The sequence below is a fragment of the Streptacidiphilus neutrinimicus genome (genome assembly GCF_000787815.1).
Lineage (GTDB): Bacteria > Actinomycetota > Actinomycetes > Streptomycetales > Streptomycetaceae > Streptacidiphilus > Streptacidiphilus neutrinimicus.
Map to the genome: position 1 here is coordinate 12,539 of NZ_BBPO01000036.1, position 21,936 is coordinate 34,474.

Annotated in this window: 19 protein-coding genes and 1 pseudogene; 12 read left to right on the plus strand and 8 right to left on the minus strand. The window is 73.4% G+C overall.

Annotated elements, in window-relative coordinates; genetic code table 11:
• Positions 1 to 395 precede the first annotated feature (395 nt).
• Positions 396 to 761, plus strand: a complete 366-nt coding sequence (locus TR48_RS22290; RefSeq protein ID WP_042370152.1) for an ArsR/SmtB family transcription factor — start codon at positions 396 to 398, stop codon at positions 759 to 761.
• Here TR48_RS22290 and TR48_RS22295 read toward each other — a convergent pair.
• Positions 742 to 2,712 carry an APC family permease gene (locus TR48_RS22295; RefSeq protein WP_152628109.1) on the minus strand — a complete coding sequence of 657 codons (1,971 nt, stop codon included), beginning with the start codon at positions 2,710 to 2,712 and terminating at the stop codon, positions 742 to 744. The genes TR48_RS22290 and TR48_RS22295 overlap by 20 nt on opposite strands.
• Before the next feature lie 253 nt (positions 2,713 to 2,965).
• Here TR48_RS22295 and TR48_RS22300 point away from each other — a divergent pair, with 253 nt between their 5' ends.
• Both TR48_RS22300 and TR48_RS22305 read left to right on the plus strand, forming a co-directional pair.
• On the plus strand, positions 2,966 to 4,828 hold the full coding sequence (locus TR48_RS22300; RefSeq protein WP_042370156.1) for an APC family permease: 1,863 nt from the start codon (positions 2,966 to 2,968) through the stop codon (positions 4,826 to 4,828).
• A gap of 293 nt (positions 4,829 to 5,121) precedes the next feature.
• On the plus strand, positions 5,122 to 5,556 hold the full coding sequence (locus TR48_RS22305; RefSeq protein ID WP_042370158.1) for a hypothetical protein: 435 nt from the start codon (positions 5,122 to 5,124) through the stop codon (positions 5,554 to 5,556).
• Positions 5,557 to 5,575: 19 nt separating this feature from the next.
• On the opposite strand, the gene TR48_RS22310 is transcribed toward TR48_RS22305, so the two are convergent.
• From TR48_RS22310 to TR48_RS22320, 3 genes are read right to left on the minus strand one after another with little or no spacing between them, the layout of a single operon-like run.
• Entirely contained in the window at positions 5,576 to 6,553 is a 978-nt protein-coding gene (locus TR48_RS22310) for an acyl-CoA dehydrogenase family protein (RefSeq protein ID WP_042370160.1), read from the minus strand.
• 2 nt (positions 6,554 to 6,555) lie between these two features.
• On the minus strand, positions 6,556 to 7,695 hold the full coding sequence (locus TR48_RS22315; RefSeq protein ID WP_042370162.1) for an acyl-CoA dehydrogenase family protein: 1,140 nt from the start codon (positions 7,693 to 7,695) through the stop codon (positions 6,556 to 6,558).
• A 3-nt stretch (positions 7,696 to 7,698) separates the two neighbouring features.
• A complete protein-coding gene (locus tag TR48_RS22320) occupies positions 7,699 to 8,574 on the minus strand; it encodes an enoyl-CoA hydratase (RefSeq protein ID WP_042370164.1) in 876 nt (291 codons plus the stop codon).
• Between the two features lie 47 nt (positions 8,575 to 8,621).
• On the opposite strand from TR48_RS22320, the gene TR48_RS22325 reads away from it, so the two are divergent.
• The 3 genes and pseudogenes from TR48_RS22325 to TR48_RS22335 all read left to right on the plus strand — a co-directional run.
• Positions 8,622 to 9,425, plus strand: coding sequence for an SDR family oxidoreductase (locus TR48_RS22325; protein WP_042370166.1), 804 nt, complete (start codon positions 8,622 to 8,624; stop codon positions 9,423 to 9,425).
• A 67-nt stretch (positions 9,426 to 9,492) separates the two neighbouring features.
• Positions 9,493 to 10,653, plus strand: a complete 1,161-nt coding sequence (locus TR48_RS22330) for an acetyl-CoA C-acetyltransferase (protein WP_042370169.1) — start codon at positions 9,493 to 9,495, stop codon at positions 10,651 to 10,653.
• Positions 10,654 to 10,891: 238 nt separating this feature from the next.
• A pseudogene (locus TR48_RS22335) lies at positions 10,892 to 11,074 on the plus strand (MarR family transcriptional regulator); the annotation flags it as partial.
• Here TR48_RS22335 and TR48_RS22340 read toward each other — a convergent pair.
• From TR48_RS22340 to TR48_RS22355, 4 genes are read right to left on the minus strand one after another with little or no spacing between them, the layout of a single operon-like run.
• Positions 11,068 to 12,114: an NAD(P)H-dependent flavin oxidoreductase gene (locus TR48_RS22340; RefSeq protein ID WP_042370225.1), complete on the minus strand. Its 1,047-nt coding sequence runs from the start codon at positions 12,112 to 12,114 to the stop codon at positions 11,068 to 11,070. The pseudogene TR48_RS22335 and the gene TR48_RS22340 sit on opposite strands and share 7 nt — an antisense overlap.
• Before the next feature lie 11 nt (positions 12,115 to 12,125).
• Positions 12,126 to 12,872, minus strand: a complete 747-nt coding sequence (locus tag TR48_RS22345; protein WP_042370172.1) for a CoA-transferase subunit beta — start codon at positions 12,870 to 12,872, stop codon at positions 12,126 to 12,128.
• The gene (locus tag TR48_RS22350; RefSeq protein WP_042370227.1) at positions 12,869 to 13,702 is read right to left on the minus strand and encodes a CoA transferase subunit A; all 834 of its coding nucleotides are present in this window, start codon (positions 13,700 to 13,702) and stop codon (positions 12,869 to 12,871) included. The genes TR48_RS22345 and TR48_RS22350 overlap by 4 nt, the downstream gene beginning before the upstream one ends.
• A 31-nt stretch (positions 13,703 to 13,733) precedes the next feature.
• A complete protein-coding gene (locus tag TR48_RS22355) occupies positions 13,734 to 14,483 on the minus strand; it encodes an enoyl-CoA hydratase family protein (protein WP_042370174.1) in 750 nt (249 codons plus the stop codon).
• 113 nt (positions 14,484 to 14,596) lie between these two features.
• Between TR48_RS22355 and TR48_RS22360 the strand changes: the two genes are divergently transcribed.
• The 6 genes from TR48_RS22360 to TR48_RS22385 all read left to right on the plus strand — a co-directional run bounded on the left by TR48_RS22360 (position 14,597) and on the right by TR48_RS22385 (position 21,866).
• Complete coding sequence (locus tag TR48_RS22360; RefSeq protein ID WP_236652269.1) at positions 14,597 to 15,424, plus strand: SDR family oxidoreductase; 828 nt, start codon at positions 14,597 to 14,599, stop codon at positions 15,422 to 15,424.
• Between the two features lie 19 nt (positions 15,425 to 15,443).
• Positions 15,444 to 16,376 carry an SDR family oxidoreductase gene (locus TR48_RS22365; RefSeq protein WP_042370176.1) on the plus strand — a complete coding sequence of 311 codons (933 nt, stop codon included), beginning with the start codon at positions 15,444 to 15,446 and terminating at the stop codon, positions 16,374 to 16,376.
• A 234-nt stretch (positions 16,377 to 16,610) separates the two neighbouring features.
• A complete protein-coding gene (locus TR48_RS22370; protein ID WP_042370177.1) occupies positions 16,611 to 17,726 on the plus strand; it encodes a DegT/DnrJ/EryC1/StrS family aminotransferase in 1,116 nt (371 codons plus the stop codon).
• Between the two features lie 50 nt (positions 17,727 to 17,776).
• Entirely contained in the window at positions 17,777 to 18,748 is a 972-nt protein-coding gene (locus tag TR48_RS22375; protein WP_042370229.1) for a Gfo/Idh/MocA family protein, read from the plus strand.
• Positions 18,745 to 20,586 carry a glycosyltransferase gene (locus TR48_RS22380; RefSeq protein ID WP_052442885.1) on the plus strand — a complete coding sequence of 614 codons (1,842 nt, stop codon included), beginning with the start codon at positions 18,745 to 18,747 and terminating at the stop codon, positions 20,584 to 20,586. Before TR48_RS22375 ends, TR48_RS22380 begins: the two co-directional genes overlap by 4 nt.
• Positions 20,583 to 21,866, plus strand: a complete 1,284-nt coding sequence (locus TR48_RS22385) for a nucleotide sugar dehydrogenase (protein ID WP_042370178.1) — start codon at positions 20,583 to 20,585, stop codon at positions 21,864 to 21,866. Before TR48_RS22380 ends, TR48_RS22385 begins: the two co-directional genes overlap by 4 nt.
• Positions 21,867 to 21,936: the final 70 nt, after the last annotated feature.

The window sequence follows — 21,936 nt, forward strand, 5'->3', positions numbered from 1 at the left end:
CGTCACCCCGGTCAGCGCGCCGTCACCTACGCGGTGGGCGTGCCCGACCCGAAACCCGGGGACATCGGTGAGGGAGTCGGTCAGCGCGCGCTCATCTGTCATGCCGTCAGCTTGGCACCCATTACTGCTGACGGGCAGTCGCACTCCGCCCAGGGGCGCGGGGCTCTGCTGATCTGCGGCTTCGTCGCGTGGGCGCGATGAACCACCGAGCTGCGGATGGCCCTGCACGTCGGGGACCATCCGCAGCTCGGTGGGTTGTCGCACAGTTCCCTGAGCCCCAGGAGGGTGCTGCCGCCTGTCGGGAGCACATCCCACTCGATCTCGCGTACCTGGTGGGGCAAGCCGCGTGTGGGCGTGAACGGGCGGGCGGGGTGGGCGTGAGTACGATGAAAACCATGGTCTCCAGAGCCGCCGCGTCCGCGCACGACGCCCCCGCAGCGCCCGCGCTCGACGCGGTGGAGGCCGAGCGGGTGGCCGGGACCTTGCAGGCGCTGGCGACGCCGTCGCGGCTGCGGATCCTGTCGCGGCTGCGGCAGGGCCCCTGCACGGCGGGCGAGCTTGCCGCCGACGTGGACATGGAGCAGTCGTCCTGCTCCCACCAGCTGCGGCTGCTGCGCAACCTCGGGCTCGTGGTGCGGGAGCGCCAGGGGCGGTCGGTGGTGTACGCGCTCTACGACGACCACGTCTCCGCGCTGCTGGACCAGGCGGTCTACCACGTCGCGCACCTGCGTGTCGGCGGGGTCAGCGCTGGGGAGGAGTGAGCGGGCTGGGCTCACCGCGCCGGACGGCGCCGGGCGCGCGGCGGGCCGGACCGCCGCCGCGGCGGGAGGAGGCGAGCTGCCAGGGGACGCTGATGACCATCACGCCCGGCATGAACAGCAGCCGGCTCTTGAGCCACAGCGCGGACTGGTTGTGCAGCGGCTGCTCCCACCAGTGGCCCACGACGTACTCGGGGATGAAGACCGCGACCGCGTCCCTGGGGGACTCCTTGCGCAGGCCGCGCACGTACGCCACCACGGGCTTGGTGATCTCCCTGAAGGGTGAGTCGAGGACCTTGAGCGGGATGTCGATGTCGAACTCGTCCCACTGCCGCTCCAGCTCGATCGCCTCGTCGCGGTCGACGGCCGCCGTGACGGCCTCCAGCACGTCGGGGCGGAGCGCCTCGGCGTAGCCGATGGCGCGCAGCGTGGCCTTGTGCAGCTTGGAGACCAGCACCACGCCGTGGACGCGGCCCGGGCGGGTGAACTCCTCGGCCGGGAGGTCGACGGCGAGCTCGTCCGCGACGTCGTCGTAGTGGCGGTGGATGGCCTTCATGTTGACGAAGAGGAAGACCGCCGCGACCACGGCCAGCCAGGCGCCCTGGGTGAACTTGGTGGCCATGACGATGACCAGGACCAGCGCGGTGACGCACGCGCCGAAGCCGTTGATGATCCGGGAGCGTTGGGCCGCCGCCCGCGTCCGCTGGTCCGGTTCCCCGCGCAGCAGCTCGTTCCAGTGCCGGACCATGCCGATCTGGGAGAGCGTGAAGGAGGTGAAGACGCCGAGGATGTAGAGGTGGATCAGGTTGGTGACGTTGGCCCGGTAGGCGACCAGCAGGGCGACGTTCACCAGGGCCAGCGCCAGGATGCCGTTGGAGAAGGCGAGCCGGTCGCCGCGGGTGTGCAGCTGGCGCGGCAGGTAGCGGTGCTGGGCGAGGATCGAGGACAGCAGCGGGAATCCGTTGAAGGCGGTGTTCGCGGCCAGGACGAGGACCAGGGCGGTGGCGGCCTGGATGTAGTAGAAGAGCACGCTGTGGTCGCCGCCGAAGATCGCGGCGGCTAGCTGGGCGATGACGGTCTGCTGCGGCGCGGTGGAGCAGTCGGGGAAGCCGACGAGCTGGCAGCCGTCGTTGGTGATGTGGATCTTCGAGGTCAGCGACAGGACGGTGATCCCGGCGAACATCACCACGGCCGTGATGCCCATGGCGGCCATGGTCTGCGCCGCGTTCCTGCTCTTCGGCCTGCGGAAGGCCGGGACCCCGTTGGAGATCGCCTCCACGCCCGTCAGCGCGGTGCAGCCGGAGGCGAAGGCGCGTAGCGCGAGCATCAGCAGGGCGAAGCCGGTGAGCGTGTTGTTGTGGTCGGTCGGCGTGATCGGGTACTTCGCGCTGGACGCGACCGGGGTGTGGCCGAAGGCCATCTTGACGAAGCCCGTGATCACCATGAGCAGGATGCCCGCGATGAACAGGTAGGTCGGGGCGGCGAAGGCCTTGCCGGACTCGCGCACACCGCGCAGGTTCACCGCCGCCAGCAGCACGACGAAGAGCACGGCCATCAGCACGCGGTAGGGCGCCAGCCCGGTGAAGGCCGAGATGATGTTGTCGACGCCGGAGGCGACGGAGACCGCGACGGTCATCACGTAGTCGACGAGCAGCGCGGCCGCGACGACCAGGCCCGCGTTGGGCCCGAGGTTCGAGGAGACCACCTCGTAGGAGCCGCCGCCGCTCGGGTAGGCGTAGACGACCTGACGGTAGGACAGGACCACCACCGCCATCAGCAGGACGACGCCCAGCCCGATCCAGGGGGTCAGGTAGAGGAAGGCCGTGCCGCCGACGGTCAGGACCAGCAGGATCTCCTGGGTGGCGTAGGCGACCGAGGAGAGCGGGTCGGAGGCGAAGATCGGCAGCGCGACGCGTTTGGGCAGCAGGGTCTCGCCGAGCTCCTCGCTCCGCATCGCCCGGCCGATGATCAGCCGCTTCACCGCCTGAGGGATGTTCACCACGGACCGAGACTAGGCGAAAACAGACATCATGCACCTTTCCGGCACGCGGCCGGAGGCGGTGGCGGTCCGCATCAGGATCGCGTAGCGGCGCCGCCCGGCGACGTTAAGAGATCATCAGGACGTCCCTGCCGTGGCGCCCGGGCGCGCCAGCATGGGGATCCGTCAGAGCGACGACCACCACGCAGCACATCCCCGGGGAGGGGCCATGTCGGCAGCCACAGCCGCCACCGAGGAGTCCGCGCCGCATCCGATACCCCCGGCCGCCGACCCCGCGGAGAAGCACCGCCTCTCCGCGCTCGGCGGCCTGGCCGCGCTCTCCCTGGACGCCATGGCGTCCGTGGCGTACGGGCCCGAGGCGATCGTGCTGGTGCTGGCCACCGCCGGTGCGCACGGGCTCGGCTTCACCCTCCCGGTCACCCTCGCGATCGCCGCGCTGCTGGCCGTGCTGACCTTCTCCTACCGTCAGGTCATCGCCGCCTTCCCGGACGGCGGCGGCTCCTACGCCGTCGCCAAGACCCACCTCGGCCGGCGCACCGCGCTGGTCGCGGCGGCGTCCCTGGTCGTCGACTACGTGCTGAACGTCGCCGTCTCCGTGACGGCCGGCGTCGCGGCGCTGACCTCGGCGTTCCCCTCGCTCTACGGGCAGCGCGTGTGGATCTGCCTGGCCGTGCTCGTGCTGATCACCGCGATCAACCTGCGCGGTATCGCCGAGTCGGCACGCGCCTTCATGATCCCGACGGCGGTCTTCGTGGCGTCCATCCTGGGCGTCGTCGTGGTCGGCCTCTTCCGTGCCCACCCGGTCGCGCTGCTGGCCACCGGGCACGCCTCGGACGTCGCCTCCGACGCGACGTCCGTCGGCGTCCTGCTGCTGCTCCGCGCGTTCGCCTCCGGCTGCTCCGCGCTGACCGGCGTCGAGGCGATCGCCAACGCGGTCCCGTCGTTCCGCGTCCCGCGCGTCAAGCGGGCGCAGCACACCGAGATCGCCCTGGGCGGACTGCTCGGCGTGATGCTCATCGGGCTGGCGGTGCTCATCGGCCGCTTCCACCTGCAGCCGGTCGAGGGCGTCACCGTGCTGGCCCAGCTGACCGACGCCTCCTTCGGCCACGGCTTCTTCTTCTACCTGGTGCAGTTCGCCACCATGGTGCTGCTGGCCCTCGCCGCGAACACCTCCTTCGGCGGCCTGCCGGTGCTGCTGCGGCTGCTGGCCCGTGACCACCACCTGCCGCACGTCTTCGCGCTCCGCGCCGACCACCAGGTCTACCGCCACGGCGTGCTGGCGCTGGCCGGCGCCTCGGCCGTGCTGCTGGTCGCCTCCGGCGGCGACGTGGACAACCTCGTCCCGCTGTTCGCGATCGGCGTCTTCGTCGGCTTCACCATCGCCCAGGTGGGCATGGTCCGGCACTGGTGGCTCTCCGGCTGCGCCGGCTGGCGCGGCAAGGCGGCCGTCAACGGCTTCGGCGCGCTGCTGACCGCGGCGGCGACGGTGGTCGAGACGCTGACCAAGTTCACCGAGGGCGCCTGGCTGGTCGTCACCCTGCTGCCGCTGTTGGTCCTGCTCTTCACCGCCGTCCGGCACGGCTACGCCAGGATCGGCGAGAAGCTGGAGCTGGGCGTCGTCCCCGACGCCCCGGAGCCCCGGCACTCGCTGGTCGTCGTCCCCGTCGGCGCGCTGTCCCGGCTGACCCGCGAGGCGCTGTCGGCGGCGGTCTCGCTGGGCGACGAGGTCCTGGCCGTCACCGTCGTCCCCGGTGAGGCGGACGAGGAGGAGCGCGCGGCGGCGGCGTCGCTGCGGCGCGACTGGGACCTGTGGCAGCCAGGCGTCCCGCTGGTCGAGATCCCCTCGGCCCGCCGCGAACTGGCCCGGCCGCTGGTGCGGTACCTGCGCGAGCTGCGCGCGGAGGACGGCGGCCACGCCTACGACCGCGTGACGGTGCTGGTGCCCGAGGTCGAACCGGAGCACTGGTGGACCTGGCCCCTCCACAACCAGCGCGGCGCGCTGATCAGTCGTGCGGTACGGCGCGGCACGGACGCGACGGTCTGCCGGCTGCGGCTGCGGCTGAACGGGTAGATGACCGCCCAAGAGCGGACGTGACGCACGAATCTGACGCTTGGGCGCAGGCGGCGCACGCTCAGGAATGGGCATGGCGGTTTCACCGCGAGCGGCGCGGTCGGCGGCAACGCCTGGGAGCGCTACGCCGGGCTGAGCCGAGCCCGGGCCCACCGGCCCGCAGACGCCCCGGGGCGCGGATCCTCCGCCCCCCGGGGCGTCTGCGCTAGGGGGCCGTATGGATGCGGCCGACCCGCGTATGGAACCCGTCAAGACTGCACAGCCCACCCGCCCGGCGCGGGTGTGATGGCGGGGTGTTCGAGGACTCCGCTCCCGCGTCGATGCCGACGCCCCTGCTTTTCGTCGTCGCCTTCGGCGTCGCGTTGGCGGCGTCCGTGTTCGTGGGTGCCGTGACGACGCCCAAGCACGCCGTGGTGGGCCTGGTGCTGGTCGGCGCCGCCTGTGTCGGCGTGGCGCGGCGCGGCAAGGACGTACGGGCGGCGCTGATCGTGGCGCCGGTCTTCTGGCTCTGCTTCGACGGGTTCGTCGAGCACCGGGACGGCGTGCTCGGCTGGGGCGGCTGGACGGAGGCGTGGCGGCTCGCCGCGCTGTTGGGGTCGGCGCTGCTGCCGCTGGTCGTGCGCGGGGCCCAGGGGCTCTGGACCGCGCGGACGCGGTTCCGGCGGGCGTCGCTGGAGTGGTTCGAGCCGGAGATGCCGGAGCGGAAGCACCCCTCGGCCTGGAACTGAGCCGCAAGCGGCGAAGAGGTCAGCTCGCGCCGACGATCCGCGCCCGGCAGGAAGCGGGCGTCCCCCACGCGTCCCGGAGCGGACGCGCCTTGCGCAGCCAGAGGGACAGCTCCAGCTCGTCCGTGTAGCCGATCGCCCCGTGCAGTTGGAGGGCCGCCCGCGCCGACGCGCAGGCCGCCTCCCCCGAGGCGACCTTGGCCATGGCGATGTCGACCGGATCCAGGGACAGCGCCGCCGCGTGAACCAGCGGCCGCGCGAACTCCAGCGCGACCAGCACGTCCGCAAGGCGGTGCTTGACCGCCTGGAAGGAGCCGACGGCGACGCCGAACTGCCGCCGTTCCCGCACGTAGGCCACGGTCCGGTCGAGCAGCGCGCGGCCGACGCCCAGCGCCTGCGCGGCCGTGGCGAGGGCCGCCCACGCCCGGGCCTCCCCGGCGGCCGCCGCGACGTGCGGCCCGCGGGCGAGCAGGTCGCCCCGCGCGGCCGGGGCGAAGAGACGCCGGACGGGGTCGTGGGAGGGGACGGCCGGGCCGGGCTCGTCGACGAGCCAGAGCTCCTCGCCCGTGTCCCCGGCGACGACGAGGACGGCGTCGGCGACGTCGGCGTCCAGCGCGTAGCCGCCGTCGCCGCGGAGGGTGGCCAGCGCACCGCCGGAGGCGAGGCGCGGCAGCCACGCCTGGGCGGGCGCGGCGTCGCCGAGCCCGGCGAGCAGTACCGACGCGGCGACGGTCTCCACCGCCGGGCCAGGAACGGCGTGGCGGCCCAGGGCCTCGAAGGCGAGCGTCAGCTCCAGCGGGAGCCGCCCCGCACCCTCGGACTCGTCCGGAACGGCGAGCGCGAAGACACCCGCCTTGGCGAACCGGTCCCACAACGCGCGGCCGGGCGCGTGGTCCCCGCGTGCCCAGGCGCGGGCGGCGGACGGGGCGTCGGCGGCCGCGAGCAGGGCCTCCAGGGTGCGGGCGAACTCCCGCTGCTCCGCGTCGAGGAGGAAGCGCACCGTTACCGCCGTCCCTTGGGCAGGCCGAGCAGCCGCTCGGCGATGATGTCGCGCTGGATCTCGTTGGTGCCGGCGTAGATCGGCCCGGCCAGGGAGAAGACCCAGCCCTCCGCCCACGGGCCGTCGGCGCGTTCCGCGTCGGGGCCGAGCAGGTCGAGCGCGGTCTCGTGGAGGGCGATGTCGTACTCGGACCAGAAGACCTTGTTCAGGCTGGACTCCGCGCCGATCACGCCGCCCGCCGCGAAGCGGGAGGCGCCCGCGTAGGTGAACAGCTGGTAGGCGCGGGCGCCGATCAGTGCGTCCGCGACGCGGTCGGCGAGGGCCCGGTCGCGGCCGGCGGAGTCCCACAGCGCGGCCAGCCTGCACGCGGAGGCGAGGAAACGGCCGGGTGAGCGCAGCGTCAGACCGCGTTCGTTGCCCGCCGTGCTCATCGCGACGCGCCAGCCCTCGCCCGGGGCGCCGACGACGTCCTCGTCCGGCACGAAGACCTCGTCGAGGAAGAGCTCCGCGAAGGCGGGCTTGCCGTCCAGCCGCCCGATCGGACGTACCGTCACGCCCGGTGCGCGCAGGTCGAACATCAGGTAGGTGAGGCCGAGGTGCGGCCTGTCCAGGCCGGGTTCGCTGCGGAAGAGGCCGAACGCCCGGTCTGCGAAGGCCGCGCGGGACGACCAGGTCTTCTGGCCGCTGAGCAGCCAGCCGCCGTCCGTGCGGACCGCGCGGGACCGGAGCGAGGCGAGGTCGGAGCCGGAGGCGGGCTCGGACCAGGCCTGCGCCCAGATCACCTCGCCGCGCGCCATCGGCGGCAGCACGCGAGCGCGCTGCTCCTCTGTGCCGTGGTCGAAGAGGGTGGGCGCGAGAAGACTGATGCCGTTCTGGGAGACCCGGCCGGGGGCGCCCGCCGCGTAGTACTCCTCCTCGAAGACCAGCCAGCGCAGGATGTCGACGCCGCGGCCTCCGTAGGGCTCCGGCCAGGAGACCACCGACCAGCGGTCGGCGGCGAGCTCGGCCTCCCAGGCGCGGTGTGCGGCGAATCCCTCACGGGTCTCCAGCGAGGGCGGCGGCGTCGGCGGGACGTGGGCGGCGAGCCAGGCGCGGGCTTCGTCACGGAAGGCCTCGGTCTCCGCGTCGTGGGTGAGATCCACGGTCTAGGCCCCCGCCTGCTTCTTCATCGCGGCGACGTCCATGCCGCCGAGGGGGTCGGCGGCGACCTCGGCGTTGTGGGCGTGGGCGAGGTGGTGCAGGCCGAACACGGAGTCCATGCCGGCGTGCAGGCCCTGCAGGTCCTCGGCCTGGTTGACGGCGCGCTTGGCGAGGGCGAGCCCTAGGCGCGGCATCTGCGCGATGCGCTCGACGAGTTCGCGGGTCCGCGTCTCCAACTCGGCGCGCGGGACCACGCGGTTGACCATGCCGACCTCGTAGGCGCGGCGTGCGTCGATGCGGTCGCCGGTGAAGAGGAACTCCTTGGCGACGCGCGGCGGCATCACCCAGGGGTGGGCGAAGTACTCGACGCCCGGGATGCCCATCCGCACGACCGGGTCGGCGAAGAAGGCGTCCTCGGACGCGACGATCAGGTCGCAGACCCAGGCCAGCATCAACCCCCCTGCGACGCAGGCGCCCTGGACGGAGGCGACCACCGGCTTGGGCAGCTCACGCCACCGCCGGCACATGCCGAGGTAGACCTCGGACTCACGGGCGTAGCGGCTCTCCGCGCCCCGCTTGTCGGAGTGGTCCCACCACAGGCCGGCGCGCCGCTCGAAGGGCAGGTGCGCGTCGCGTCCTGGGGTGCCGATGTCGTGCCCGGCGGAGAAGTGCTCGCCCGCCCCGGCCAGGACGACGACTTTGACCTCGCCGTCCTCTGCGGCCCGGTAGAAGGCGGCGTCGAGGGCATATGTCATCGCCGAGTTCTGCGCGTTGCGGTACCGGGGGCGGTTCATGGTCACCCACGCGACCGCGCCGCGCCGCTCGTAGAGAACCGGGGGCTCGTCGTCGACGGCACCGGAGGGTTCGGGGGCGGCACTCATCTCGGGACTCCTTCCCTAACAAGTGTTTGGTAGGTTAACGTACCCACATGGGTGACGTCGACGGTCTCCGCACACCTCCTCCCTACCTGCCCGCGCACGGCCTGCTGGTCGGACGCAGCGCGGTCGTCACCGCCGCCGCGGGCGCCGGGATCGGCGGCGCGACCGCCCGCCGCTTCCTGGAGGAGGGGGCGAACGTGCTGGTCAGCGACGCGCACGCGCGTCGGCTGAAGGAGTCCGCCCAGGCGCTCGTGGCCGAGTTCGGCGCCGAGCGCGTCACCGCGCTCCCCTGCGACGTCACCGACGAGGCCCAGGTCCGGGAGCTGTTCGCCACCGCCGAAAGCGCCCACGGGCGGCTCGACGTCGTGGTCAACAACGCCGGGCTCGGCGGCACCGCCGAGCTGGTCGACATGACCGACGACCAGTGGGACCGCGTCATCGACGTGACCCTCGGCGGCACCTTCCGCTGTACGCGCGCCGCCCTGCGGGCGATGAAGGCGGGTGGCCAGGGCGGCGTCGTCGTCAACAACGCCTCGGTGATCGGCTGGCGCGCTCAGGCCGGGCAGTCGCACTACGCCGCGGCCAAGGCCGGCGTGATGGCGCTGACCCGCTGCGCGGCCCTGGAGGCCGCCGCGTTCGGCGTCCGCGTCAACGCGGTCGCGCCGAGCCTGGCCATGCACCCGCACCTGGCGAAGGTCACCACCGGCGAACTGCTCGCCGAGCTCACCGAGCGTGAGGCGTACGGCCGTTACGCGGAGCCGTGGGAGGTGGCCAACGTCGTCGTCTTCCTGGCCAGCGACTACTCCTCCTACATGACCGGCGAGACCGTCTCGGTGAGCAGCCAGCACGCCTAGAGCCCCACAGCTGCCTAGAGCCCCACCGCTGCCTAGAGCCCCACCGCTGAAGGGAGTTCCGTCCACCATGGCCGAGGCCTACATCATCGACGCGGTCCGCACCCCCGTGGGACGCAAGGGCGGCGGCCTCGCCGCCGTCCACCCGGCCGACCTCGGCGCGCACGTGCTCACCGCGCTCATGGCGCGCACCGGCGTCGACCCGGCGGCCGTCGAGGACGTCGTCTTCGGCTGCCTCGACGCGGTCGGCCCGCAGGCGGGCGACATCGCCCGCACCTGCTGGCTCGCGGCGGGACTGCCCGAGGAGGTGCCCGGCGTCACCGTCGACCGACAGTGCGGATCGTCCCAGCAGGCGCTGCACTTCGCCGCGCAGGGCGTCCTGTCCGGCACGCAGGACCTGGTCGTCGCGGGCGGCGTGCAGAACATGAGCATGGTCCCGATCGCCTTCGCCAGCCGTCAGGCCGGCGAGCCGCTGGGGCTGACGGACGGCCCGTTCCTCGGCAGCGCCGGCTGGCGCGCCCGGTACGGCGACGCCCCGGTCAACCAGTTCCACGGCGCGGAGCTGATCGCGGCCAAGTGGGGCGTCTCGCGGCAGGACATGGAGGAGTTCGCACTCCGGTCGCACCAGCGGGCCGTCCGCGCGATCGACGAGGGGCGCTTCGCGCGGGAGGTCGTCGCGTACGGGGACGTCACGGTCGACGAGGGGCCCCGGCGCGACACCTCGCTCGCGAAGATGGCCGCGCTGAAGCCCGTCGTGGAGGGCGGGACGATCACGGCGGCCTGCTCCTCCCAGGTCTCCGACGGCGCGGCCGCGATGCTGCTCGCGAGCGAACGGGCCGTCCGCGAGCACGGACTGACCCCCCGCGCCCGGGTCCACCACCTCTCCGTCCGCGGCGAGGACCCGATCCGCATGCTGTCCGCGCCGATCCCGGCGACGGCGTACGCGCTGAAGAAGGCCGGGATGTCGATCGGCGAGATCGATCTGGTCGAGATCAACGAGGCCTTCGCCCCCGTCGTGCTGGCCTGGCTCAAGGAGACGGGCGCGGACCCGGAGCGGGTGAACGTCAACGGCGGAGCCATCGCGTTGGGCCACCCGCTCGGCGCGACGGGGGTGAAGCTGATGACCACGCTCCTGCACGAACTGGAGCGCACGGGCGGCCACTACGGCCTCCAGACGATGTGCGAGGGCGGCGGCCAGGCCAACGTCACGGTCGTCGAGCGGCTCTCCTGAGCCTGCCGCGGTCAGCGCGGCCTCCCGTCCCGGGGGCGGCGACCTCGCGTACGGCCGCCGCGACGGCCGCGAAGTCCTTCCTGAGGATCGCGCCGTGGTTGCCGGCGACCTTCGTGCTGCGGATGTTGTCGTTGCGGACGGTCACGGCGTCGAGGCTGGTGCGGATCCGCTCCTGCTCGTCGCCGCGGCTGCCCAGGTTGCCGCCCGCGTGCTGACCTGCTCGTTCATCGCCGAGGGGACCGCGCGGCAGGGCGTCACCGTCCTCGGCCGCGACAGCCCGGCCGCCGCCCGCCTGGAGAACGTCGCCCCCTTCAGCGACTTCGTCAGCGTGCTCCGCGCCGCCGAACAGGTCCGCGACGTCCTCGACACCAAGCCCGCCCCGGCCTCCGACGGTCCCGCCCCGGGCGCCGGGGGTCAGTGACCGGACAGGCGGCCCAGCACCTCGACCGCCTCCGCCATCACCCGCTCCACCAGCTCCGCGCAGCTCGGGAGGTCCTCGATGACTCCGGCCACCTGGCCCGAGGCCATCACGCCGAGGTCCGTCCTGCCCTCCACCATCGAGGCCCGCAGCAGCATGGGCGTGTTGGCGGCGAGGAGGACCTGGCTCCAGGAGAGCTCCCTGCCGTGCCTCATGGCGAGGCCGTCACGGATCATCCTCGACCAGCTCAGCCCGGAGAGCCTGCGGAAGCCCGCGGCGTGACGGGCGGCCCGTGCCAACGCGCGGGCACGGCCCGCGTTCTCCAGTGACGAGACGAGATCCGTGCGCAACATGCGGTGCGGCAGGCCGTCCACGGCCCGGGTCACCGTGACGTCCTTCACCTGCGCCGCCAGGTACTTCGCCTTCACCGCCTCGGGGACGGTCGAGTCGGAGGTCAGCAGGAAGCGGGTCCCCATCGCCGCGCCCGCCGCTCCGTAGGCGAGGGCGGCGACCAGCCCACGCCCGTCGAAGAAGCCGCCCGCCGCGACCACCGGGATGTCGACCGCGTCCACGACCTGGGGAAGCAGCACCGTCGTCGCCACCTCGCCGGTGTGACCGCCACCCTCGCCGCCCTGGACGACGACCGCGTCCGCGCCCCAGGCGGCGACCTTCTCCGCGTGGCGGCGCGCGCCGATCGACGGGATCACGACGACGCCCGCGTCCTTGAGGCGCGCGATCAGCTCGCGCGAGGGGGCCAGGGCGAAGGAGGCCACGCGGACGCCCTCCTCGACGATGATCCGGACCCGCTCGTCCGCGTCCCCCGCGTCAGCACGCAGGTTGACCCCGAAGGGGGCCTCGGTGCGGGACTTGACCTCCCGTACGGCCGAGCGCAGTTGCTCGGGGGACATGGTGGCCGAAGCGAGGATGCCGAGCGCCCCGGCCTCGGCGGTCGCCGAGACCAGGCGCGGGCCGGCGACCCAGCCCATGCCGGTCTGCACGAGCGGATGGCGGACGCCGACGAGCTTCGTCAGCGAGGTCTCCAGGGACGGCGTCGTCACGACCGCACCTCCTTCTCGCGCCAGCCACGCGGGTCGATCACCTCGTGGAGCAGCCGCCGCTCCTCCGGCGTCGGTTCACGCGTGACCGCCACGTCGTCGCCGACGGCGAGCGGGAAGCCCGTCGCCGCGACGACCTGTTCCACGCTGACGCCCGGGTGGACCGAGACCAGACGCATCGAGCCGTCCGTCGTCGCGAAGTCGAAGACGCCCAGATCGCTGACCACCCGCCGCAGCGCGTGGTAGGGCCCGGCCGCGCGGTCGTTGCCGACGCCGCAGACCACGTCCACGCGCTCCACGAAGACGCGGGCGCTGTGCCTGGGGATCCAGTAACTGGTCGGGTTGTTGAGCGTGTTGGTGGGCGCGCCGCGGAAACCGAGGAGCTGGCGGGTGGGACGGGCCCAGTCGCCGATGCAGGAGATGTTCTGGTTGCCGTAGCGGTCGATCTGGCTCGCGCCCATCATCACGTGGCGGCGGCCGCCCATGGCCAGGCTCAGGTGCTGGCGGTAGGGCAGCCAGCCCTCCACGGTCTGCGGGCGCGCGCCCATCGGCGCGACGTCGGCGACGAGCAGCGCCTCGCCGTCGGTGAGCAGCAGCTCGGGGGCGAAGGTCAGCTTGGCCAGCCGGGCGCCGATGGCCGGGACCGTGCCCATGGGGCTGGCCAGGACCTCGCCGTCGCCGCGCCAGGCCTCCGCGCAGGCGACGACGCAGTACTCGGCCCGGGTGACGACGCTGGTGACGGTCACTGCTGCTCCTCGTGCCAGGCGGCCACGGCGGACCGGTAGTCGAGCTCGCCCCCGGCGAGGTAGCGCTCTGCGAAGGCGGACCACTCGGTGGTCGCGTAGTGGCGCTGGAAGGCCTCGTCCCGCTCGTAGTCGGAGGTGCAGGAGGTGAAGTGGGCGCCGTTCGGGGCTTCCACGACGCCCGCCACCGACAGCCGCTTGACGAGCAGCGTCTGCGGGCCGCCGGCCTTGGCCAGCTCCTCGGTGTCGACGACGCGCTCGCACGAGACGTAGGCGTGATCGGCGGCCTCGCAGTACAGGTCGTCGAAGTACGGGTCCGGGCCGAGGTACTGGGCGTTGCCGTGCCGGTCGGCACGGTTGAGGTGCACGAGCGCGGCGTCCAGCCGCAGCGCGGGCATCGCGACCAGCTCCTCGCCGTCCTCGTACGGCGAACGCACCGTCCGCAGGAACGGGTTGACGCGCATGACGTCCGAGCCGAGGCCGGACCGGATCGGCAGGAAGGGGAGCCGGTGGACGGCGGCGGTGAGACCCCACATCAGCATCGCCTCGTCCAGCTCGACCAGTTCGAAGGCCCCGCGTTCGCGCGCGGCGCGGTAGTGGGGCTCCAGCGGGATCGAGTCGAGCGTGCCGAAGGCGGTGACCAGGGTGCGGATCCGGCCCGCCGCCGCCAGCATGCCGACGTCGGGGCCGCCGTAGGAGACCACGGTCAGGTCCGTCACCTCGGACCGCAGCAGCGCGCGGACCAGCGCCATGGGCTTGCGCCGCGAGCCCCAGCCGCCGATGCCGATGGTCATGCCGCTGCGCAGCCGGGCGACGACCTCCTCGGCACTCATCGTCTTGTCGTGAACCCCTGGGTTCGTCACGTCAGTCGCCGTCCTCACTGCCGAAGCCGTCACGAAGCCGGTCGGCGAGACCGCTCAGGTTCGCCTCGAAGGTGAAGCCCTGCTCGAAGCGGTAGCTGCGCCGCACGTCCACCGGGTCGATGCCGTTGATCGCCGCCTTGGCCATCCGGATCAGCGCTCCGTCCTTCGCCGCCATCTCCCCCGCCAACCGCAGCGCGGCCGGAACGAGTTCGGCCCGCGGGACGACCTCCCACACCGAGCCGTGGCGGTGCAGCTCGGCGGCGGTGACGGTGCGGGAGGTGTAGTAGAGCGTGCGCATCAGGTGCTGCGGGACGAGCCGGGCCAGGTGCGTGGCCGCGCCGAGCGCGCCGCGGTCCAGCTCCGGCAGCCCGAAGTAGGCGTCGTCGGCGGCCACGATGGCGTCGGCGTTGCCGACCAGGCCGACGCCACCGCCCAGGCAGTGGCCCTGCACCGCCGCAACGACGGGCACCTCGCACTCGTAGACGGCCGCGAAGGCCTCGTAGCAGCCGCGGTTGGCGCCGATGATGGCCGTGCGGCCCGGGTCGCGCCGGACCTCCTTGATGTCCACGCCCGCGTTGAACCCGCGTCCCTCGGCGGCGAGGACGACGCAGCGCACCTCCTGGTCCCGTCCGGCCGCGCGCACCGCCTCGGCGAGGTCTCTCCAGCCCTGCACGGGAAGGGCGTTGACGGGCGGATAGGAGACGGTCACCACGGCGATCGACTTCTCGGGACGTGAGGTGGAGACACTCATCGGCGAATCGGCCTCTTTTCACCAAACGTTTGTTAGGTTCATCCTGGGATTGACGGTAGCAGCGCGAGCCGGGCCGCGGGAGAGCACGGGAAAACGCGGAGGGGTGTGACGGTATGAGCATCACTCTGGATCTCGACGGACGGGTGGTCGCCGTGACCGGCGGCACGCGCGGCGTCGGCGCCGGGATCGCCCGCGCCTTCCTGCGGGCCGGGGCCCAGGTGCTGGTCTGCGCCCGCCGTCCCCCGGCGGAGCCGGTCCAGGAGGCGGGCCGCACAGCCGAGTTCACCGCCGTGAACCTGCGCGACGCGGGGGCCGTCGCGGCCTTCTTCGACGCGGCGGCTGAGCGGCACGGCCGCCTCGACGTCCTGGTGAACAACGCGGGCGGCACCCCCTTCCGGCCGCTCGGCGCCGCCGCGGACACCGCACGCCATCTGTGCGTCCTCGAACTCAACCTGCTGGCCCCGCTCACGGCCTCGCTCGCCGCCCTCCCCCATCTGCGGCGCAGCCGGGGCTCCGTGATCATGATCGGGAGCGTCAGCGGCACCCGCCCCTCCCCCGGCACCGCCGCCTACGGCGCGGCCAAGGCCGGACTCGCCAACCTGGCCGCCTCGATGGCCGTCGAGTGGGCCCCGGACGTGCGAGTGAACACCGTCGTCCCCGGCATGGTCCGCACCGAGCTCTCCCACCTGCACTACGGCGACGAGGCCGGAGTCGCCGCCGTCGGCGCGACGGTCCCGCTGGGACGTCTGGCCGAGCCCGGGGAGATCGGCGCTGCCTGCGTCTTTCTCGCCTCCCCGCAGGCCGGCTACATCACCGGCGCCGCCCTGGCCGTCCACGGCGGCGGGGAACGCCCCGCCTTCCTGGCTGCCGCAGACGTGAACCGCCCGCCGAGCGGGGCTGACGGCGCGTCGGGCGCGCCGAGCACCGCCACGGAGCACTGACCAGCGAAGGAGCACCGCCATGAGCAACTCCCGAACCCCCGACGGCCTGTGCGCCGGTCGCGTGGTCGTGGTCACCGGCGCGGGCCGGGGCCTCGGCCGCGCGCACGCGCTCGCCTTCGCCGCCGAGGGCGCGAGGGTCGTGGTCAACGACCTAGGGGTGGCACGCGACGGCGCCGGATCCTCGACCGGCCCCGCACAGGAGGTCGTCGCCGAGATCCGCGCGAACGGCGGCGAGGCCGTCGCCCACGGCGGGGACATCGCCACCACCGACGGCGCGGCCTCCCTGGTCGCCGCCGCGCTGGACGCCTTCGGCCGACTGGACACCCTGGTCAACAACGCGGGCTTCCTGCGCGACCGGATGCTGGTCAACCTCGACGAGGACGACTGGGACGCCGTCATGCGCGTGCACCTGAAGGGCCACTTCCTGCCGCTGCGTCACGCCGCCGCACACTGGCGGGCGGAGGCCAAGGCGGGCCGCAGGCCCGACGCCCGCGTGGTCAACACCAGCTCCGGCGCGGGCCTGCTGGGCAGCGTGGGCCAGGGCAACTACAGCGCGGCGAAGGCGGGCGTCCTCGGCCTGACGCTCGTCGCCGCGGCGGAGCTGGCGGGCTACGGCGTGCAGGTCAACGCGATCGCGCCGGCCGCCCGCACCCGGATGACCGAGCAGGCCTTCGCCGCCGCCATGGCCGCGCCGGACGGCCCGGACGCGTTCGACGCCATGGCGCCGGAGAACGTCTCGCCGCTCGTGGTCTGGCTCGGCTCCGCCGCGTCGGCCGGGGTGACCGGCCGGGTCTTCGAGGCGGAGGGCGGCCGGATCACCGTCATGGACGGCTGGCGGCCGGGCCCCACCGCGGACATCTCCGCACGTTGGTCGCCGTCCGCGGCCGGTGAGGCGACCCGTGCGCTGCTCGCCGCGAGCGCGCCGCCGCTCCCCGCGTACGGCTCCCGGTGAGCTGTTGTTGGCCCTCTGAAGAATGAAGCCTTTTTCGCTGAATTCCAGGTTTAATCCAAACAAACACGCAGGTCAGATGGGGTCAAAGAAATTCTTACACCCCTCTTGCCCGGCCGGGTCGCTCTTATATGCTGTGCCCGCCGTGACCGCATTGCAGAAAAATCTTGATTGGCATGCGGAAACGCCTGTTACTTCATGCTTTCTGGAGAGGAAGCACAGGTGCCGGAGCAAGAAATGATCCAGATCGCCGTGGCCAAACCGGTGATCGGCGAAGCCGAGATCGAGGCCGCAGTCCGAGTCCTGCGCAGCGGGAACGTCGTACAAGGACCGGAAGTCGCCGGATTCGAGGAGGAGTTCTCCCGACTGGTGGACGGCCGTCACTGTGTGGCAGTGAACTCCGGCACCTCCGCGCTGCAATTGACGTTGCTCGCGATGGGCATCGGTCCCGGCGACGAGGTCGTGGTGCCGTCCTTCTCCTTCGCCGCCACCGCCAACGCGGTGCGGCTCGTCGGCGCGGAGCCCGTCTTCGCGGACATCGAGCGCGACAGCTTCTGCCTCGACCCCGAGGCCGCCGCCGCCGCGATCTCGCCGCGCACCGCCGCCATCATGCCGGTGCACCTCTACGGCCACCCGGCCGCCATGGACCGCATCGGCGCTCTCGCCGAGCGCCACGGCCTGGCACTGGTCGAGGACGCCGCCCAGGCCCACATGGCCTCGCTCGGCGGCACGCCCGCGGGCGCCTTCGGCACGGCCGGCTGCTTCAGCTTCTATCCCACCAAGAACATGCACGCCCTCGAGGGCGGCATGGTCACCACGGCCGACGCGGAGCTGGCCCGCAGGGTGCGGCTGCTGCGCAACCAGGGCATGGAGCAGCGCTACGCCAACGAGATCGTCGGCGCCAACATGCGCATGACGGACGTCGCCGCCGCGATCGGCCGGGTGCAGCTGGGCCGGCTCCCCGAGTGGACCGAGCGCCGCCGGGCCAACGCCAAGGCGCTGGACGCGGGCATCACCACGCTGGTGACCCCGGTGCTCGCCGCGGGCGCCGAGCACGCCTACCACCAGTACACGGTGCGCGTGCCCGAGGCCGTCGGCCGCGCCGAGGCTCAGCAGGCGCTCGCGGCGGCCGGCGTGGGCAGCGCCGTCTACTACCCGACGCCGATCCACCGGCTCGTCCCGTACGCGACCCAGGGCCCCGCGAGCGAGCGGACCTGGGACCTGCCGGAGACCGAGCGCGCGGCGGCCGAGGTGCTGTCGCTGCCGGTGCACCCGTCGCTGACCGAGGCCGACCTGGACCGGATCGTCGCCGCCTGCAACGCGCTGGACACCACGACGGGAGCCGAGAAGTGACCACCACCGGGGACCGGCCGCTGCGCGCCGGACTGGTCGGCGTCGGCGCCATGGGACGTCACCACTACCGGGTGCTCAGCGGCCTGGCCGGCGTGGAGCTGGTCGGCGTGGTGGACCCGGCGGCCGACCCGGCCGGCGTGGTGCGCGGCGTCCCGGTCGTGCCGGACGTGCACCAGCTGATCGCCCTCGGCGTCGACTACGCGGTGGTGGCCTGCCCGACCGCGCTGCACGAGGAGGTAGCCCTCGCGTTCGCCGAGGCGGACGTGCACGTGCTGATCGAGAAGCCGCTGGCCGACACGGTCGAGGGCGCGCGCCGCGTGGTGGAGGCCTTCGAGTCGCGGGGGCTGGTCGGCGCGGTCGGCCACATCGAGCGGTTCAACCCGGCCCTGCAGAACCTGCGCGGGCGCCTGGAGGCGGGCGAGCTGGGCGAGGTCTACCAGGTGGTGACCCACCGCCAGGGTCCGTTCCCGCACCGGATCGCCGATGTCGGCGTGGTCAAGGACCTGGCCACCCACGACATCGACCTCACCGGCTGGGTGACCGGCCAGGAGTACGAGTCGGTGGCCGCGCACACGGTCTCCCGCAGCGGCCGTCGGCACGAGGACATGGTCGCCGTGGTCGGTCGGCTCGCCGACGGCACCATGGTGAACCACCTGGTCAACTGGCTGAGCCCGCTCAAGGAGCGGCGCACCGTCGTCACCGGCGACAAGGGCTGCTTCGTCGCCGACACCCTGACGGCCGACCTGACCTTCTACGCCAACGGCGCCATCGACACCGAGTGGGAGGCGCTGCGCGCCTTCCGCGGCGTCGCCGAGGGCGACATGATCCGCTTCGCGATCCCCAAGCGCGAGCCGCTGCTGGTGGAGCACGAGAGCTTCCGCGACGCGGTCTCGGGCAAGGACGCCGACATCGTGACGCTGCGCCAGGGCCTGCGCACGGTGGAGGTCTCCGCCGCCGTCCTGGCCTCGGCCGAGTCCGGCGGGACGATCCGCATACCCTCGTCCCGGACCCCGGCCGCGTGAACGCGCGGACGAAGGTCGCCGAGGAGGGCGCGACGGCGGCCGAGGGCCGCCCCGCGCCCGAACGGGCGCCCGGCGCGGCCTCGGGACCGGCGGTCGGCCGGGCGGTCGGACCGGCAGCTGGGAGCGCTCCGGCCCCGACGGCCCTGCCGAACGCCGGAACCGGGGCGGCGGCCGGCGCGGCCGCCCTGGTGCCCGCGCAGGCGGGCCCGGCCGGGCCCGGGCAGCCCGACGTCACGGTCATCGTCGCGGTGTACAACACCATGCCGTACCTCAGCACCTGCCTGGAGTCCCTGCTCGCGCAGACGCTCGGCACCGCTCGGATGCAGATCGTGACCGTCGACGACGGCTCGACCGACGGCAGCGGCGAGGCGCTGGACGCCTTCGCCGCCGAGCACCCCGGCCTGGTCGACGTCGTCCACCAGGCCAACTCCGGCGGCCCGGCCGCCCCGAGCAATCGCGGGCTGGAGCTGGCCCGCGGGCGCTACGTCTTCTTCCTGGGCGCCGACGACCACCTGGGCCCGGAGGCGCTCGAACGCCTCGTCGCCGCCGCCGACACGCACGGCACCGACGTCGTGGTCGGCCGGATGGTCGGCCTCAACGGGCGCTGGGTGCCCAAGGCCGCGTTCCAGCGGCAGCGGCACGACGCCACCCTCGGCAACTCCCCGCTGGCCTGGGCGCTGTCGAACACCAAGCTGTTCCGCCGCGCGCTGATCGAGCGGCTCGGGCTGCGCTACGACGAGGACCTGCCCGTCCTCAGCGATCAGCCGTTCACCCTGGCCGCCCTCTTCGCGGCCGGGCCGGTGTCGATCCTGAACGACTACGACTACTACTACGCGGTCCGCCGCTACAACGCCGGGAACATCACCTACCGGGGCGGCCCGGAGCCGCGCCTGCTCGGCACCGAGCGCATCATGGCGCTGACCGGCAGGCTCGCCGACTCCCCCGAGGCCCTTGAGCGGGTGCACCGCCGCCACCTGGAGGGCGAGCTCGCGGACATCCTCGGCCCGGCGCTGCTGGAGCTGGACCGCGAGGCGCAGGAGCGGATCGTCTCCCGCGTCGGGGTGCTGGTCGCGGCGCACGCGAGCGACGACCTGCTGCTCAGGGTGCCCGTGGCGGCCCGGATCCGGCTGCTGCTGGCCCGCGCCGGCGAGGTGGACGCCGTGCTCGCGGCACTGCGCTTCGAGCAGGCCGACCGGCGGCCGCCGCTGCTCGTCCGCGGCGAGCGCGCCCTGCTGGACCACCCGGCCCTGGGCGACGCCCGGCTCGGCATCGACGAGCGGTTCTTCGAGACGGACGACTCGCTGACCCGCCTCGACGGCCTGACCGCCGAACTGGCGCTGGACGCCCGCCGCCGTCCCTGCCTGACCCTCACCGCGCACAGCCCGCTCCCCGGGTACGGCGGGCCGGTCGCCCGCGTCTGGGTGGAGACCTTCCGCTCCGGCGGCGCCGGAACCGCGGGCGAGCAGTTCGTCGCCCACCAGGCCCTGGTCTCCTACGCCGCCGCTCCCGACGGCGGGACCGTGCTCACCGCGCGGGTCCCGCTCGGCCTGCTGCTGCGCCAGGCCCACCTCGGTGCGGCCAGCGGACCGTGGTCGGTGCGGCTGCGGCTGCACGGCCGGGCCAGTACGGGCGGCCGCACGCACGAGATCCAGCCCGTCCGCTGCGCCAAGCCCGTCAAGCTGCGGGCCTGGCGCGGTCCCCACCTGTTCCGGGTCTCCGCGAACGTCGGCGCCGAGGGCGAGTTGCAGCTCTCGGTCGGCGCGCTGAGCCTGGTCCGCTCGTTGAAACGACGGCTGCGCCCCACCCCGCGCGCCGCCCAGGAAGGAACAACCGCGTGAACGTCTGCGTAGTCGCCCTCGGCAAGATCGGCCTCCCGCTGGCGGTGCAGTTCGCAGCCAAGGGCCACCGGGTCGTCGGCGCGGACGTGAACCCGGCCGTGGTCGAGCAGGTCAACGCCGGGACCGAGCCCTTCCCCGGCGAGGCGGAGCTCGACCTGCGCCTCAAGCAGGCGGTCACCGCCGGCCTGCTGACCGCGACCACGGACACGGCCGCCGCCGTGGCAGCGAGCGAGGTCGTGGTGCTCGTCGTGCCGCTCTTCGTCGACGGCGAGGGCACCCCGGACTTCTCGCTGCTCGACGCCGCCACGGAGGCCGTCGCCGCCGGGCTGAGGCCGGGCACCCTGGTCTGTTACGAGACCACGCTGCCGGTCGGCACCACCCGTGACCGCTGGGCGCCGCTGCTCGAGCGCGGCTCCGGGCTGACCGCGGGGCGCGACTTCCACCTGGTCTTCAGCCCCGAGCGGGTGCTCACCGGCCGGGTCTTCGCGGACCTGCGCCGCTACCCCAAGCTGATCGGCGGCATCGACGCCGCATCGGCGGCGGCCGGCCGCGCCTTCTACGAGGCCGCCCTGGACTTCGACGAGCGCCCGGAACTGGGGCGTCCCAACGGCGTCTGGGACCTCGGCTCGGCCGAGGCCGCCGAGCTGGCCAAGCTCGCCGAGACCACCTACCGCGACGTCAACATCGGCCTGGCGAACCAGTTCGCGCGCTTCGCCGACCGGGTGGGCGTGGACATCGCCCAGGTCATCGCGGCCTGCAACAGCCAGCCGTACAGCCATATCCACACCCCCGGCATCGCCGTCGGCGGGCACTGCATCCCGGTCTACCCGCGGCTGTACCTGTGGAACGACCCGGAGGCGACGGTCGTCTCCTCCGCGCGCGCGGCCAACGCCGCGATGCCCGCCTACGCGGTCGACCTGCTGGCCGAGGCGTACGGCGACCTGGAGGGGGCGCACGTGCTGGTCCTCGGCGCGGCCTACCGCGGCGGGGTCAAGGAGACGGCGTTCTCCGGCGTCTTCCCGACGGTGGCGGCGCTGCGCGAGCGCGGCGCGGTCCCCTACGTCAGCGACCCGCTCTACACCGAGACCGAACTGGTCGCCCTCGGCCTGCCGCCGCACCGCGGCGAGCCGGTGACGGCGGCTGTGATCCAGGCGGACCACGCCGAGTACCAGATGCTCGGCGCCGCCGACCTGCCCGGCGTCCGGGCGCTGGTCGACGGCCGCCGCACCACCGACCCCGCGCGCTGGGAAGGCGTGCGCCGCGTCGTCATCGGCGGCTGAGCCCGAGGCGGCTGACACCGGCTCCGCCGGCAGGGGGGACAGGCTGTGACATCAAGCGAGAGGCTCGACC

Bases quoted from the DNA above. Each gene is read 5' to 3' on its own strand.
- TR48_RS22320 (WP_042370164.1), bottom strand. From the start codon at position 8,574: ATGAGTGCCGCCCCCGAACCCTCCGGTGCCGTCGACGACGAGCCCCCG.
- TR48_RS22350 (WP_042370227.1), bottom strand. From the start codon at position 13,702: ATGAGTGCCGAGGAGGTCGTCGCCCGGCTGCGCAGCGGCATGACCATC.
- TR48_RS22300 (WP_042370156.1), top strand. From the start codon at position 2,966: ATGTCGGCAGCCACAGCCGCCACCGAGGAGTCCGCGCCGCATCCGATA.
- TR48_RS22325 (WP_042370166.1), top strand. From the start codon at position 8,622: ATGGGTGACGTCGACGGTCTCCGCACACCTCCTCCCTACCTGCCCGCG.
- TR48_RS22365 (WP_042370176.1), top strand. From the start codon at position 15,444: ATGAGCAACTCCCGAACCCCCGACGGCCTGTGCGCCGGTCGCGTGGTC.
- TR48_RS22355 (WP_042370174.1), bottom strand. From the start codon at position 14,483: ATGAGTGTCTCCACCTCACGTCCCGAGAAGTCGATCGCCGTGGTGACC.
- TR48_RS22330 (WP_042370169.1), top strand. From the start codon at position 9,493: ATGGCCGAGGCCTACATCATCGACGCGGTCCGCACCCCCGTGGGACGC.
- TR48_RS22290 (WP_042370152.1), top strand. From the start codon at position 396: ATGGTCTCCAGAGCCGCCGCGTCCGCGCACGACGCCCCCGCAGCGCCC.
- TR48_RS22360 (WP_236652269.1), top strand. From the start codon at position 14,597: ATGAGCATCACTCTGGATCTCGACGGACGGGTGGTCGCCGTGACCGGC.
- TR48_RS22370 (WP_042370177.1), top strand. From the start codon at position 16,611: ATGATCCAGATCGCCGTGGCCAAACCGGTGATCGGCGAAGCCGAGATC.
- TR48_RS22375 (WP_042370229.1), top strand. From the start codon at position 17,777: ATGGGACGTCACCACTACCGGGTGCTCAGCGGCCTGGCCGGCGTGGAG.
- TR48_RS22295 (WP_152628109.1), bottom strand. From the start codon at position 2,712: ATGCGGAGCGAGGAGCTCGGCGAGACCCTGCTGCCCAAACGCGTCGCG.